Source organism: Bradyrhizobium sp. T-1 (assembly GCF_053592855.1).
Genome location: NZ_CM132115.1, coordinates 3,469,929 through 3,484,716, shown reverse-complemented (window position 1 = coordinate 3,484,716; position 14,788 = coordinate 3,469,929). Strand labels below are relative to the sequence as shown.

15 protein-coding genes are annotated in these 14,788 nt (G+C 64.0%); 4 read left to right on the top strand and 11 right to left on the bottom strand.

Annotation, left to right across the window (positions count from 1 at the left end; genetic code table 11):
- Positions 1-93: 93 nt before the first annotated feature.
- Positions 94-1,329, bottom strand: coding sequence for an acyl-CoA dehydrogenase family protein (locus tag ACWAT4_RS16645; RefSeq protein WP_212301618.1), 1,236 nt, complete (start codon positions 1,327-1,329; stop codon positions 94-96).
- Between the two features lie 220 nt (positions 1,330-1,549).
- Between ACWAT4_RS16645 and ACWAT4_RS16640 the strand changes: the two genes are divergently transcribed.
- Positions 1,550-2,221, top strand: coding sequence for a TetR/AcrR family transcriptional regulator (locus ACWAT4_RS16640; protein ID WP_449730942.1), 672 nt, complete (start codon positions 1,550-1,552; stop codon positions 2,219-2,221).
- A gap of 131 nt (positions 2,222-2,352) precedes the next feature.
- Here ACWAT4_RS16640 and ACWAT4_RS16635 read toward each other — a convergent pair whose 3' ends face one another.
- The 6 genes from ACWAT4_RS16635 to ACWAT4_RS16610 form a co-directional block, all read right to left on the bottom strand.
- A complete protein-coding gene (locus tag ACWAT4_RS16635; protein WP_128966853.1) occupies positions 2,353-2,568 on the bottom strand; it encodes a hypothetical protein in 216 nt (71 codons plus the stop codon).
- A 218-nt stretch (positions 2,569-2,786) separates the two neighbouring features.
- Complete coding sequence (locus tag ACWAT4_RS16630; protein ID WP_449730941.1) at positions 2,787-4,016, bottom strand: CaiB/BaiF CoA transferase family protein; 1,230 nt, start codon at positions 4,014-4,016, stop codon at positions 2,787-2,789.
- 172 nt (positions 4,017-4,188) lie between these two features.
- Positions 4,189-5,394, bottom strand: coding sequence for an MFS transporter (locus ACWAT4_RS16625; protein WP_212425079.1), 1,206 nt, complete (start codon positions 5,392-5,394; stop codon positions 4,189-4,191).
- 144 nt (positions 5,395-5,538) lie between these two features.
- Positions 5,539-6,366 (bottom strand): 3-oxoadipate:acetyl-CoA acetyltransferase, encoded by an 828-nt coding sequence (locus tag ACWAT4_RS16620; protein WP_212425080.1) that lies wholly within the window; start codon positions 6,364-6,366, stop codon positions 5,539-5,541.
- A gap of 112 nt (positions 6,367-6,478) precedes the next feature.
- Positions 6,479-7,867: an MFS transporter gene (locus ACWAT4_RS16615; RefSeq protein WP_212425081.1), complete on the bottom strand. Its 1,389-nt coding sequence runs from the start codon at positions 7,865-7,867 to the stop codon at positions 6,479-6,481.
- Between the two features lie 263 nt (positions 7,868-8,130).
- Complete coding sequence (locus ACWAT4_RS16610) at positions 8,131-8,859, bottom strand: NUDIX hydrolase (protein ID WP_449730940.1); 729 nt, start codon at positions 8,857-8,859, stop codon at positions 8,131-8,133.
- Between the two features lie 103 nt (positions 8,860-8,962).
- Here ACWAT4_RS16610 and ACWAT4_RS16605 point away from each other — a divergent pair, with 103 nt between their 5' ends.
- Both ACWAT4_RS16605 and ACWAT4_RS16600 read left to right on the top strand, forming a co-directional pair.
- On the top strand, positions 8,963-10,006 hold the full coding sequence (locus ACWAT4_RS16605) for an SPFH domain-containing protein (RefSeq protein WP_212425083.1): 1,044 nt from the start codon (positions 8,963-8,965) through the stop codon (positions 10,004-10,006).
- Positions 9,990-10,925 (top strand): diacylglycerol kinase catalytic domain-containing protein, encoded by a 936-nt coding sequence (locus tag ACWAT4_RS16600; protein WP_212301626.1) that lies wholly within the window; start codon positions 9,990-9,992, stop codon positions 10,923-10,925. The genes ACWAT4_RS16605 and ACWAT4_RS16600 overlap by 17 nt, the downstream gene beginning before the upstream one ends.
- Positions 10,926-10,930: 5 nt before the next feature.
- Here the strand turns inward: ACWAT4_RS16600 and ACWAT4_RS16595 are convergent, their stop codons facing one another.
- From ACWAT4_RS16595 to gmd, 4 genes are all read right to left on the bottom strand, one after another.
- Complete coding sequence (locus ACWAT4_RS16595; protein WP_212301824.1) at positions 10,931-11,134, bottom strand: hypothetical protein; 204 nt, start codon at positions 11,132-11,134, stop codon at positions 10,931-10,933.
- A 26-nt stretch (positions 11,135-11,160) separates the two neighbouring features.
- Positions 11,161-11,334 (bottom strand): DUF2231 domain-containing protein, encoded by a 174-nt coding sequence (locus ACWAT4_RS16590; protein ID WP_449730939.1) that lies wholly within the window; start codon positions 11,332-11,334, stop codon positions 11,161-11,163.
- Positions 11,335-11,397: 63 nt separating this feature from the next.
- The gene (gene fcl, locus ACWAT4_RS16585) at positions 11,398-12,357 is read right to left on the bottom strand and encodes a GDP-L-fucose synthase (RefSeq protein WP_283815606.1); all 960 of its coding nucleotides are present in this window, start codon (positions 12,355-12,357) and stop codon (positions 11,398-11,400) included.
- Entirely contained in the window at positions 12,338-13,408 is a 1,071-nt protein-coding gene (gmd, locus tag ACWAT4_RS16580) for a GDP-mannose 4,6-dehydratase (protein ID WP_212301627.1), read from the bottom strand. Before gmd ends, fcl begins: the two co-directional genes overlap by 20 nt.
- A 239-nt stretch (positions 13,409-13,647) precedes the next feature.
- Here gmd and ACWAT4_RS16575 point away from each other — a divergent pair, with 239 nt between their 5' ends.
- A complete protein-coding gene (locus tag ACWAT4_RS16575) occupies positions 13,648-14,781 on the top strand; it encodes a lysophospholipid acyltransferase family protein (RefSeq protein ID WP_212301628.1) in 1,134 nt (377 codons plus the stop codon).
- Positions 14,782-14,788: the final 7 nt, after the last annotated feature.

Sequence of the window (14,788 nt, the reverse complement as noted above, 5' to 3'; positions counted from 1 at the left end):
GCGCGAACCCGGAATCTCGAGATTCCGGGTTCGATGCTTGCGCATCGCCCCGGAATGACGATGAGGAGAGCACGCTCGCGCTCTCCGCCGTCATCAATGCTTGGGAGAATTGGCATACTTCCGAACTTCGAGCCTTGCAATGGCGCGATTGTGCACCTCGTCCGGACCGTCGGCGAGACGCAGCGTGCGGATGTGAGCGTAGTCCTTGGCAAGGCCGGCGTCGTCCGAAACGCCCGCGCCGCCAAACGCCTGGATCGCTTCGTCGATGATCTTCAGCGCCATGTTGGGGGCTGCGACCTTGATCATGGCGATCTCGGCCTGCGCGGTCTTGTTGCCGACCTTGTCCATCATGTCGGCGGCCTTGAGGCAGAGCAGCCGCGTCATCTCGATGTTGGTACGGGCTTCACCGATGCGCTGCTCCCACACCGAATGTTCGACGATCCTCTTGCCGAAGGCGGTGCGCGAGGAGAGCCGCTTCACCATCTTCTCCAATGCCTCCTCGGCCTTGCCGATGGTGCGCATGCAGTGGTGAATACGGCCCGGTCCGAGGCGTCCCTGCGCGATCTCGAAGCCGCGGCCTTCGCCGAGCAGGATGTTCTCCTTCGGCACGCGCACGTTCTCGAGCAGTACCTGGGCGTGGCCGTGCGGCGCGTCGTCGAAGCCGAACACCGGGAGCATCTTCTCGACCTTGATGCCGGGCGTGTCGAGCGGAACCAGGATCTGCGACTGCTGCTGGTGCTTGGCGGCATTGAAATCGGTCTTGCCCATCAGGATCGCGATCTTGCAGCGGGGATCGCCGACGCCGGACGACCACCATTTGCGGCCGTTGATGACGTAGTGGTCGCCGTCCTTCTCGATGCGGGTCTCGATGTTGGTGGCGTCGGACGAGGCCACCGCCGGTTCCGTCATCAGGAAGGCGGAGCGGATCTCCCCGTCCATCAACGGACGCAGCCATTTGCGCTTCTGCTCCTTGGAGCCGTAGCGGATGAACACTTCCATGTTGCCGGTGTCGGGCGCGGAACAATTGAAGACTTCGGACGCCCAGGTGATGCGGCCCATCTCTTCCGACAGCAGCGCGTATTCGAGGTTGCTCAATCCCGCGCCGCGGAATTCGTCATCCTCATGCTCGCTCGGCGGCATGAACATGTTCCAGAGGCCCTCGGCCTTCGCCTTCTTCTTGAGGTCCTCGAGGATCGGGATCACCTTCCAGCGCTCGCCGCTGTGATCCTGCTCGTTATAGATCGGCACTGCCGGACGCACATGCTTGGCCATGAAGGACTGCACGCGGTCGAGCCATTCCTTCTGCCTGGGCGACATATCGAAATCCATGGGACGCTCCTCGTCTCTCTCTCTTTGCGATCTCGTTTTGCGCCGGACTGTCCTCCCGCATTGCGCGGCCCGCAAACGCGAATGCGTGCGCCTTGCGCGCCCTCGACACCGCCGCACGCGTTGCGAACGAGTTGCGATTGCGGATTGACTTTCTCCGGCCTTCAAACGATAGTTTCATACAAGTGTTTGAATTGCAACTCCCTCCGCCTTGAGGGCATCCATGGCCAGCGATCATACGAGGTCTGCCATTCTCGCCGCCGCCGAACGGCTCTACGCCGATCGCGGCTTCGGCGACGTCACGCTGCGCGACATCGTCGCGGAGGCCAACGTCAATCTGGCCGCGGTGAATTATCATTTCGGCTCGAAGGACGAGCTGATCGCAGAATTATTTGTCACGCGCTCGATCGCGACCAACCGCGAGCGTTTGCGCGAATTGAAAGCGGCCGAAGAGCAAGGCGGCGGCCGCGCGCCGATCGAGGTGATCTTGCGCGCGCTGGTGGGGCCGACGCTGCGCGGCTGCCTGGGGCCGGAAAACCAGCGCTCCACCGCGGCGCGCTTCATGATCCGGGCCTCCATCGAATCCGTGCCGCCGATCCGCCGCATCAAGAACCGCGAGATCGACCATCTGCGAAAATTCGCAGGCGCGATGCGAAGGGCCCTGCCCGATCGCAGCGACGTCGATATCTACTGGGGCTTGAACTTCGCGCTCGCGATGGCGCACCACACCATCCGCGAAAGCGAACGCCTGACGAAGTTGTCGGAAGGCCAATGCGATCTCGACGACGTCGAGGACGTGGTCGCGCGTGTCGTCAGCGTCGCGACGATGGCACTGAGGGCGGGCAAGGCCGAGGCCAGGGCCCCGGCCCGCGCGCTCGCACGCGACGCGCGCTGAACGTCAAACCATCGCGGTGCAGGCGAACCCGATGGCGGGCCGGTCCATTCGGGGATGCAGACGAAGATGCGCGCCGGCGGCTGGAGGAGCAGCCGGCATGCTTCGCCAAAGCTCGAAGTGTGGTTGCGGGGCTAGCCCCGCTGCGGCATCTCCTCGGCCTCTTCCTTGGCCAGTAGCAGCAGCATCTCGATGCCCATGTCGCCTTCCTGCGGCGAGCGGATGAACTTGATCTCCTCGGCACTTTGCCGCAGCGCGGCAATGATGGCGACCGCCTGGTTGGCCGTTGCCGCCTCTGTCGCCAGAATTGCCTTCTGGTCCTTCGCCTGGAACCCGATCGTGTAGGACATCCATTTCCCTCCCGAACTCAGTGGAGAGATCGAATCAGAGTCGGGCGCGAAGCGAAAGCCTGTGCGACTACGGACCGTGTTTATCTGGGGATTGTGCGCAAGCCCCACACAAGGCCGCATCATCGTCATGCTTCCGTCACCAGTCGATGCGCAGTGAACCGGCTCTGTTCGGGCTTCGTTGTGTCAGCCCCGCCTGCGAGGAGAGGGCGAAGACAGGGCTAGACGATCCCCTGCTTCTTCAGCTCCTCGATCTTCCCCGCATCAAAGCCGAGCTTGCCGCCAAGAATCTCCTGCGTGTGCTCGCCGAGCAGCGGCGGTGCGCGGTAGGTCTTGACCGGGGTCTCCGAGAAGGTCAGCGCGTTCCGGATCAGCGACAGATTGGGTTCGAAGGGATGGTCAACCTTCACCCGCATACCGCGCGACTGAACGTGCGGATCGGAAAACACCTGCTCGAAATTGTTGATCGGACCGGAGGGCACGCCCGCCTCCTCCAGCTTCTCCAGCCAATAGGCCACCGGCTGCTTCAGGAACAGGCCGGCAAAGATCGCCATGATCTCCTTGCCGTGCACGACGCGGTCGTTGTTCTTGACGAAGCGCGGGTCACTGGCGAGTTCCGGCTGGCCGAGCACGGCGCAGGTGCGCTGGAACTGGCCGTCATTGCCGACCACCAGCATCAGTTCGCCATCGGTGCAGCGGAACACGCCGGCCGGCATGCCGCCATTGCCCCAGGTGCCGCGGCGCGGCGGCGTCTTGCCGTTGACGAGGTAGATCTGCAGCCAGTGCGACAGCGAGGCGATGACGGTGTCGAACAGGCAGACGTCGATGTGCTGGCCCTCCCCGCCATTGACGTCGCGATGATAGAGCGCCGACAGAAGCCCGATCGAGGCGTTCATGCCGGTCATGTAGTCGACGATGGACGGGCCGACCTTCATCGGTCCTTCGCCGGGCTCGCCGTCGATATGGCCGGTGACGCTCATCAGGCCGCCCATCGCCTGCAGGATGGCGTCATAGCCGGCCCGCGGCGCGTAGGGACCGGTCTGGCCGAAGCCGGTCACCGAGCAATAGATGATCCTGGGGTTGATCGCCTTGATGGTCTCGTAGTCGAGGCCGTAGCGCTTGAGATCGCCGACCTTGTAGTTCTCCATGAAGACGTCGGCGTCTTTCGCCAACTCGCGAATGATCGCCTGCCCTTCGGGCTTGGCAATGTTGACGGTGACCGACTTCTTGTTGCGGTTGGCGCAAAGATAGAACGAATTGTTGTTGTTCGCCTTGCCCTCCGGATCGGTCAGATAAGGCGGGCCGAAGGCGCGCGCATCGTCTCCGGTGCCGGGCCGCTCGATCTTGATCACCTCGGCGCCGAGATCGCCCAGCATCTGGGCTGACAACGGCCCGGCGAGCACACGCGTGAGGTCAAGGATCTTGATGCCTGAGAGCGGCAGGGCCGACATGTCGATTTCCTCCAGGGAACTGGGTCTTAGAGCTGATTTTGGCGCAGCGGCGAGATCGCGGGCCGCGCTCCCTGCGGATACACCATATTGGCGGCCCGAGCACTGCGCTCTGGGCAATACGGCCATCTCTCACCAGCCGCCGGCGTCCAATTTCCGCATCGCGAATAACCGCTCAGGCCGCACGGGCGACCACAACGCCCGGACGACGCCGTCCGAGCAGGATCAGGATCAGCACCGTCGCGCAGGAAAACACCAGCGTCAGCCCAAGTGCGCCGCGGCTGCCGAACTGGGTGAGCAGGCCGGCCAGCAGCGGAGGCGAGATCGCAGAGGCCAGATTGAGCGGCAATGCGATCATCGACATCGCCTTGGCGAATTCGGCCTGATCGTAGAAGACGAGCGGGATCGTCGCCCGCGCGACGGCCATCGCGCCGCTGCCGGCGCCGTAGAGCAGGATGAAGACCGCAACCGCCCAGGTCGCGCCCTCGCTCAGCATCAGCAGCACCATGGCGACGGGAAGCGCCGTGCCTGCGACGAGCCCGGTCGTGATCCCGTCCCATCGGCCGCCACCGAGGAAGTCGAGACCGCGGGCGCTGACCTGGATCACGCCCAGCATCGAGCCGAAGGCAAGGGCCTGCGCGGGCGCGAGGCCCTCCGCTCGCAACAGCTCGATCAAAATGGCGCCAATGCCGAAATTGACGAAGGCGTTCATCGTTATCACGCAGACGACGAGACCGAAGGTGCTCTTTGGAATCGCAGGCGGCGGCGCAGCCTTGACGGCTCCGCCACGATCGTCAGTCGCAGTTTTCCGGCGCGGCGCAACAAACGCATAGAGCGGAAGGTTGATGGCGAGCATCATCGCCGCATAGACGAGACAGGTCCCGCGCCAGCCGAGCCAATCACTGAGGAACGACGTGGTCGGCCAGAAGATGCTGCTGGAGAGTCCGGTCACGAGCATCAACCCGCCGATGGCATTCTTGGCGCCCCGTCCGGCCACCTCGTTGAGCATGATATACGCGCCGGTCGACAGCGTGGCGCTGCCGCCGATGCCGAGAATGACCCAGCCGGCAAAATAGAGCATCGGCTCGCGCGCGAAACACAGAACGACGTAGCCCGGCGCGGAAACCACAGTGCCGACCATCATCACTCTGCGCGCGCCGTGCCGCGCAAAGGCCTTGGCGAGCCAGGGGGCGCACAGACCCATGGTGACATAGAGCACCGAACTGCCGGCGAACACCGCCGGCAAGCTCAGGCCAAGGTCGGCCCCGAGGTCGCGGCCGACCACGGCCGGAAGGCCGATCGTACCCCATCCAATGAGTTGGGTGATTGCAAGCACCAGCAGGACCCCGATGAGCCTGCTGTCAGATTTCAAGAACCGCATTCCAGTCGTCGCCTGCCCGGCAGGCGCCGATCACGCCTGTGAGCCTGTCTTACCCGGAGACTCGGCGCACGGGAACGCCGACCGCCGAATGGCAGAAGGCAGCCAGGAGCATGTCAGGCAGATGTCAGGTGCAGACGGTCGTCCCTACCCCACGATCCCGAGCAAGGATCGCGCCTCGGCTGCAGTCGCCGCGCGCCGGCCGTGGCGCGCGAGAGCCTCACAGGCGACGGTCACGAGCTCCGCATTGCTGGCAGCGAGGCGCGTCTTGTCGATCCGGATGTTGTCCTCGAGCCCGGTGCGAACTGCGTCGGCGCCCCGCGCCAGCGCCCAATCCATGACCTCGGCCTGGTGGCGTCCGATGCCGGCTGCGGTCCATGTCGCTTTCGGGATCAGCCGCTTGAGCTCTGCCAGCAGGATGTCGAGCACATGCTCGTCGGCCGGCATCGCGTTCTTGACGCCCATGACGAATTGCACGTGCGGGCGCGCGTCCATCAACCCCGCCTCGATCAGGCGGCGGGCGCCGTGCAGATGCGACAGATCGAAGATCTCGATTTCCGGACGAATGCCATTTGCCTTCATGCCGGTGGCGAGAGTCTCGACCAGGGCAGCGCTGTTTTCATAGACGATGGTCGGAAAGTTCACCGAGCCGGTGGAGAGCGACGCCATGTCGGGCTTCAGATAGAGCGACGATCCACGCGCCGAGGGATCGCGGCCGCGCCCGCCGGTCGAGAACTGCACGATCATGCCAGGACAATGCTTCCTGATGCCCTGCTGCACCAGGGCAAAGCGTTCCGGGTCGGATGACGGCGTCTCGTCGTCGTTGCGGACATGGATATGCGCGAGCGCGGCACCGGCCTCGAAGGCTTGTTGCGTCGATTCGATCTGCTCGGCCGGCAAGATCGGCACCGCGGGATTGTCCTTCTTGCGTGGAACGGAGCCGGTGATTGCGACGGCAACAACAGCGGGATTCATCCTGCAACCTCATCATGATCGCGCTCACGCGCTTAAAACTTCAATCGACAGTCACACTATATAGTGAAGCGTTGCCGCTGCGAACATCATCGCAGCGGCCTCTCTCCTGACGTCAGGTCCGAACCGCGGCAGCAGCGCCCGCCGCGCCCGCACGCTGCCGCTCATAGTCGGCCCGCGCCATCGGAACGGCGGTGGGGTTGCCGAGATCGTCGATGCTGATCCGATAGGTCTCCCGGGCCGTGAGGGCCGCCAGCGCCGCGATGACGGTGATGCCGAAGGCGATCGCCCCCACCGTCAACGGAATGTTGGCCGAGCCGGGAGGCGCCACGGTCGCAAACAGGGCCGGAAGCAACGCGGTGATGGTCGTTCCGATGTTCTGCGAGATCGCCATCGCCGACACGCGGGTGCGCGTCGGGAACAGTTCCGGATAGAAGCTCGGGAAGATCGCGTTGTAGCCCTGATAGACGACGCCCCACATCAAGAGCGAGACCAGGATCGCCAGCGGCACGTTCCTGATGCTGATGGCATAGAGATAGAGGAAGGCGAGCACGCCGGACAGGAGCGCACCCACGATGATCGGAGGTTTGCGGCCGATCTTGTCGGACAGACTGCCGACGAAGGGAATGACGAACACGGCCACCATATTTCCGAGAACCGGGATCCACAGATAGACGTCCTTGGCAAAGCCGATGCCGTAAGCCGGCTGGACCGCGTAGGCCGCGCCGAAGATGGTCGCAACCACCGGGATGACGTTCATCAGCGCCATGCAGATGACCCGGAGCATGTCGGGCCAGCTCAGCTTGATGGCCTGAACGATGGGCGCCCGCGGCGTTTCGCCCCGCTCGCCCTCTCGCGCAAATGCCGGGGTCTCGTCGACTTCGCGGCGAATGATGTAGCCCGCGACGATGACGAAGAAGCTGAGCAGGAAGGGAATCCGCCAGCCCCAGCTGTTGAAGGCGTCGGTCGGCATATAGGCCGCCAGCGGCAGGAAGACGGCTGCCGCCAGAATTTGTCCGGCCTGCACGCCCTGGAGGGCGAAGCTTGCATAGAAGCCGCGGCGACCGAACGGCGCGTGCTCCAGGATCATGGAGCTTGCGCCGGAGATTTCACCGGCCACGGCGAAGCCCTGCACCAGGCGAAGGACGACCAAGAGAACCGGCGCGAGGATGCCGACCTGTTGGTAGGTCGGCAGGATGCCCACTGCCATGGTGGAGAGGCCCATCAAGAACATGCAGACGATGAGGACGGTCTTGCGTCCATGGGTGTCGCCCCAATGTCCGAGGACGAAGGCGCCGATGGGCCGGGCCACATAGCCGACGCCGTAAGTCGCCAGCGATGCAACGATGGCGACGGTGGGATTGTCCGACGGGAAGAAGATTTGCGGGAAGATCAGCGACGCAGCGGTCGCATAGATGAAGAAGTCATAATATTCGAGAGCCGACCCGATCCAGCCGCTCGCAGCGGCCTTCCTCGACTGGCTCACGTGATGGATTCCGGTCATCCTGGGTTTCCTCCGAACTGGTTTGCTGGCGTCCCGTGGGCGGGCTTCTTGGAGAAACTGGGCAGCATTCGCCGCGCGCTGTACGGGGTCTCCGCAAGCGTTTGTCACTGCCGACAGGTGTTTGATTGACGCGACAATAGGCTTTCGCCGGGCTAACACAATTACCCAGTTATGCGATAAACCTAACATGATGTTATCTAGGCCAAAGCCCCCGGACTGCGCTCATACGCGCTGACGGAGGGCCCGGCACGCCGCCGCGCAAATCACTCCGGCGGATTGAACGTCCGCACGAAATACACGGGCTCCCTGCCCTTCTTCAGGCGATAGAGCTGAGCCGGACGGTTCGGGCCGCGCCGCATCTTCGCGACCGGCTCGATCATGTCGGCCGACAGAATGCGGGTGCGGAAAGCGCTCTTCTCAAGAGAACGGTCAAGCACGATCTCGTAGACGCGCTGCAAATCGGGCAGCGTGAATTCCGCGGGCATCAGGAACGCGGGCAGCGAGGTGTATTCGACCTTGTTGCGCAGCCGCTGGATTGCGCTGGCCAGGATGTCGCCGTGATCGAAGGCGAGCTTCTCCTTGAGCCTGCCGCCGCCGATCGGAAACCACCGCGCATCGTTCGTCAGTGCGCTTGCATCCGCCTGGATCAGCGCGAAATAGGCGTGGGTCGCCGACCAGCCGCGCGGATCGCGCGCAGCGCTTCCCCAGCTTCCGAGTTGCTCCAGATAAGGGCTGGTGACGCCGGTCTTGTCCTTGAGCTTGCGTGCCGCGCAGGCTGCGAGATCGCGATCTTTCGCGACATCGACGAAGCCACCGGGCAGCGCCAAGCTTAGCGGAAATGGTTCGCCCTCGCCGGCCGGACGCTGCACCAGCAATACCTGAAGCCTGTCGTCGCGAATCGCAAAGATCACGACATCGACCGTGGTCAGGGGCCGCGGGAAGTCCAATTGTCCCGCTTTTCCAAGCGCTTCGGCCCGAGCTTCACCCGCCATCGGCGACCTCCCCTGTTCGGCCTTGACAGTAGCATACTTAGTTGTACAGTCCAACTTACTTAGTTGTTCAGACCAACTTATAAGCTAACGACAGGAGTAAGCCATGTTTGGCCTCAGGTTCATCAAGGCGCAGCCCACCACCTACGTGATGAAGTACCGCGCCGGCGCTGTCGTCGCCGAGGGCACCGGCCTCTCCACGTTCTACTACGGCCCGGTGACCACGCTCGTCGCCGTCCCCGTCGGCAGCCGCGACGCCGCCTTCATCTTCCAGCAGATCGCGCGCGACTTTCAGACCCTGACCGTGCAGGGCCACGTCACCTATCGCGTCAGCGAGCCGAAGAAGGCGGCATCGATGCTCAACTTCACACTGAAGTCCGACGGCAAGACCTACGAGACCGACGATCCCGAGAAGTTGCCGGAGCGCATTCTCGGCACGGTCGAGGTGCTGGCGCAGCAGGCCATCAAGGAGCTGACGCTGAAGGATGCGCTGCAGGCTTCCGACCGCATCGCCGACATCATTGCGGGCGGCTTGCGCGGGCGCGCCGACATCGAAGCGCTCGGCCTCGAAATCCTCGGCGTATCGATCCGCGGCATCAAGCCGACGCCTGATACCGCCAAGGCGCTGGAGGCGCAGGCCCGCGAAGCGATCCTGAAGACTGCGGACGAGGCGATCTTCGCGCGGCGCAATTTCGCCGTCGAGCAGGAACGCGCCATTCGCGAGAGCGAGCTCGACACCGAGATCGCGGTGGAGCAGAAGAAGCGCTCGATCCGCGAGACCCAGATGGACGCCGAGGCCAGCGTCGCCGCCAAGCGCAACGAGCTGCGCCAGGCCGGCATGGCCGCGGATATCGTGCTGGAAGGCAAGCGCAAGGATTTTGTCGGCCTCAACGCCGAGAACACCCGGACGCTGGCCGATGCCGAGGCCTATCGCGTCGGCGCGCTGATGAAGATCTTCGAGGGCGTCGACACCCGCGTGATCCAGGCGCTCGCTGCGGCCGGCATGCAGCCGGGCCAGCTGATCGCGCAGGCCTTCTCCGGCATCGCCGAGAAGGCCGAGAAGATCGGCCAGCTCAACGTCTCGCCGGACCTGCTCAGCCAGTTGATCGACAAGCCGAAGCCGGAGGCCGCCAATGCCCGCCGCCAATGACCGCAAGATCGTGCTGGTGACGCGCAAGACCAGGCTGGAGGACCTGGTCGCGCGTTACCTGACGGCCGCGCAGGCGCGCTTCTATGTCGAGCATCTCGGCGCCGACTTCTCCGACTACGAGCGCGAGCACGAGGTCTATCAGGCGCAGCGGCACGCGACGCTGCAGGTGCTGGAGCAATGGGGACGCTATCAAGTCATCGAGCGCGGCTTCCTGCCCAACTTCATCTTCGCGCCCGACGACATCGTGGTCGCGCTCGGCCAGGACGGCGTCGTCGCCAACACGATGAAATATCTCGACGACCATCCGCTGATCGGGCTCAACCCGGACCCTGCGCGCTATGACGGCATCCTGCTGCCCTTCGCACCGCACGACCTCGCGAAGCTGCTGCCGGAGGTCGCCACCGAGAAGCGTGGCAGCCAGGCTGTGACCATGGCGGAAGCGCGGCTCAGCGATGGGCAGGTGCTTCATGCCGTGAACGACCTCTTCATCGGCGCCCGCACGCATGTCTCCGCGATCTACGAGATTGCGGCCGGCGGGACGACGGAGCGACAATCCTCGAGCGGGTTGATCGTCTCAACCGGGCTCGGATCGACCGCCTGGTTCAAAAGCATCGTGACCGGCTCGCTCGCGATCGCCGGCAGTTTGGGCTTGCCGCCTCCGCTGGACGGCTATGATGCCCTGCCCTGGGACGCACCCGAGCTGCGTTTCGCCGTGCGCGAGCCCTTCCCGAGCCGTCACTCGCAAACCAATCTCGTCTGCGGCCGGCTCGCTTCTGAGGAGCAGCTGCGCATCCGCTCGCTGATGGCGGAAAACGGCGTCATCTTCAGCGACGGCGTCGAGGCCGACCGCCTCGACTTCAACGCGGGCGCCGAAGTGACGATCGGACTTGCCAAGCGGCGTGGGCGACTGATCGTGTGAGGCTGCTAGCTTCCGAGCGCGTTCTCGCCTGCCTTGCGGCCGGGCACGCTGACATGCACCTCATGTCCCTGACGAAGCGCCAGCGAGGCGGCGGCAACCGCCGATTCGAATGCCGATTCCTTGGTGGCATATTTGCCGTTGACGTTGCCGTCGTGCAGCACGCCCCACTCGTCCTGGACCGGTACGATCGCGTATTGGGCAAGACCCATCATCCCTCTCCTGTCGCTGCGTGACCTTATCGTTGAGTCACCTGCGCATGCGCCGCCGTCACCCGCCACACCGTGTTGCCGCCGTCGTCGGCGACCAGCAGCGCGCCGATGAAGCCGGCGATCGTGATCGGCACCGGCACCGGATGAATGGGATGGCCCGCGATCTGCGCTGTCGAACGCACGCGCACGATGTCTTGCACGATTGGCCTCGTGTGGCATGTCACCCTGCCCCAGCGGCCAACTCGTGCTTGCGGTGATGGTTCCTAGGATTGCGCCGGAACCGGCGTAGCCGCCTGATACGCTTCGTAGGCGCGCTTCAGGCCGTCCTCGAGCGATGTCGTCGCGCGCCAGCCGAGCTTGTCGAGCCGACTGACATCGAGCAGCTTGCGCGGCGTACCGTCGGGGCGCGAGGTGTCATAGGAGATCTCGCCGCGATAGCCGACGATCTCGGCGACCACGCGGGCGAACTCGGCGATGGCGATGTCCTTGCCGGTGCCGATATTGATCAGCTCCGCACCCGAGTAGGTCTTCATCAAGTGCACGCAGGCATCCGCCATGTCGTCGACATAGAGGAATTCGCGCCGCGGCGTGCCGGTGCCCCAGACCGCAACGGTCTTCGCGCCCGCCAGTTTCGCTTCGTGAAAGCGGCGGATCAAGGCGGCGACCACGTGGCTCAATTCGGGATGATAATTGTCACCGGGGCCGTAGAGATTGGTCGGCATCACGCTGATGAAGTCGCTGCCATATTGGCTGCGATAGGCTTCCGCCATCTTGATGCCGGCGATCTTGGCAATCGCATAAGGCTCGTTGGTCGGCTCCAGCGGACCGGTGAGCACGGCATCCTCGCGCAGCGGCTGCGGTGCGAGCTTCGGATAGATGCAGGACGAGCCGAGGAACATCAGCTTCTCGGCACCATTTTGATGCGCAGCGTGGATCACGTTCGACGCAATCGCGATGTTGTCGTAGATGAATTCGGCGCGCAGCGTGTTGTTGGCGACGATGCCGCCGACTTTTGCCGCGGCGAGAAAGATCACTTGCGGCCGCACGCGCGCGAACCAGTCGAACACGGCGGCCTGGTTGCAGAGATCGACCTCGCGCCGGTCGACGGTGACGAGATTCACACTCTCCCGTGCCAGCCGGCGCACGATCGCGCTGCCGACCATGCCGCGATGACCGGCGACGTAGACGCTCTTGCCCTTCAGCTCAAACGGTACGCTTGCCATTCGCGATGTCCCGTTTGGCATCCGCCAGATCGTTCGTCATCATCTCTTCGACGAGCTGCCCAAAGGTCCGCTTCGGCTTCCAGCCGAGCACCTGGCGCGCCTTGCTGGCGTCGCCGACGAGGAGGTCGACCTCGGTCGGGCGGAAATAGGTCGGATCGATCTTCACTACAGTCTTGCCGCTCCTGGCATCGACGCCGGTCTCGTCCACGCCTGCACCGCGCCATTCGACGCGGCGGCCGACCTGCGCAAACGCCAACTCGACCATCTCGCGCACCGAATGCATCTCGCCGGTGGCGAGCACGAAATCGTCGGGCTTGCCGGCCTGCAGGATCATGTGCATGCCCTCGACATAATCCCGTGCGTGGCCCCAGTCGCGCTTGGCCTCGAGATTGCCGAGATAGAGCGTGTCCTCGAGTCCCACCTCGATCCGCGCCACGCCGCGCGTGATCTTGCGCGTCACAAACGTCTCGCCGCGGATCGGGCTCTCATGGTTGAACAGGATGCCGTTGCTCGCGAACATGCCATAGGCTTCGCGGTAGTTCACCGTGATCCAGTAGCCGTAAAGCTTGGCGACGCCGTAAGGCGAGCGCGGATAGAACGGCGTCGTCTCCTTCTGCGGAATCTCCTGCACGAGGCCGTAAAGCTCGGAGGTCGAGGCCTGGTAGAACCGCGTCTCCTTCTCCATGCCGAGGATGCGGATCGCTTCCAGGAGCCGTAGCACGCCGATCGCGTCGGCATTGGCGGTGTATTCCGGACTCTCGAAACTGACCGCGACGTGACTTTGCGCCGCGAGATTGTAGATCTCGGTCGGCCGGATCTGCTGCACCAGGCGGATCAGATTGGTCGAATCCGTCATGTCGCCGTAATGCATCAGGAACGGCACGTTGCCGACATGCGGGTCCTGGTAGAGGTGATCGACGCGTGCGGTGTTGAACGAGGACGAGCGCCGCTTGATCCCGTGCACGACATAGCCGAGCGACAGCAAGTGCTCGGCGAGATAAGCCCCGTCCTGGCCCGTCACACCGGTGATCAGAGCGACCCGCTCAGCCATATCCGCAAATGCTCCCAAAAATGCTCTACGGGCAGCCGGCTTCCAGCTCCCGGCCGAGACCTGTCCTTGTCTGACATATCGTTCGCCGGGGTCAACCCACTACGGCGCTAAACCGTTCTTTTTCCGAGGATTCCAGCCGCGAGCCCGAGACCACCGACGATGGCTGAAGGCCAACCTTGAGAAGCTGGTAACTCTTGTGTGGTGTGATTTTCCCGCAATATGGCGGGGTTGGGGTTCGCATGACGTTCCAGGAAACAGCAGCAGGCATCGACCCGCGCGAGGCTAATCCGCCGCCCTTTCCCCGTGAGCACGGCGACATTCAGACCGCGGTCGTGAATCTTGTCGACCGCCTGGCCCCCATCGTGCCCGTCGCGCGTCAGGTGGATGTCGCGCGCGAAATCGCAGGTTTGATCGCGCGCATGCCGAGCACGATGGGCAGCAACATGTTCCTGCGCCAGAGCATCATTCGCCGTAGCACCGCGACATCAGATCATGTGATCGACGGTTTGGCGGCCTGGATCACCGTCCTGTTCGACCTTGCCAATCTGCAGCAGGATCGCGGCAGGGCCACGAGCCTCGAAGCCAGGATTCCGAAAAAGGCTCTCGATCGTCTCGCACGGGCGCTTTCGCGATCACGCAACGGCTGCATCATCGCCGTGCCTCACATCGGCAGCCTCGAACTGTTCGCGGCACATCTCAAGGACCGTGGCTTCAACGTCGGCTTCGTCTATTCGATCGGCCGCCAGCCGACACCGACCGAACGGTGGATCTACGCCGGCCGGAGCGCGACTGCTGCTACGCCGATCGCGTTCGCACGACGCAACACCGGAGCCGAGATCTCGCGGATCCTCCAGAACAAGGGCGTCGTCTTCATGGTCGTCGACGTCTACCCCAGCGCCAAATACGCAGGGATAACCGTCAAGACCCACGATTCCGACTTCCGCTACCCACCCGGACCGGCGCGCTATGCGCGGACGGGCACGCTGGTCCTGCCAGGCTTTGCGTCCCGCCGTGATGCGACAGGCTTTTCGATGAACATCCTCGCCCCGGTCGAATACCGGACGTGGATGCCCGTTGAGGCCGCCGCGTCCGAATTCACCCAAGAGATCGCGGCTCAGGTCGATGGCTTCACGGCGGAGCAGCCTGCCGCCTATTGGCTCTGGCATCCGATCCCCAACGATCCCTATTTCGCCATCGCGCAGCGGCAGCGCCCGGATCTCCTGACCGCGATGGCGCCTGAAGATGACGAGGCCGTCGCTCTCGCGGTGGAGGCCGCTGACGCCAAATGGGCGGCATCTGATTTGACCGATCCGATCCGCTGGATGGAGGCTCCGCCTCTTGCAGCGTCCGCGTTGGCGGAAACTGTCGGCTGACTGACAG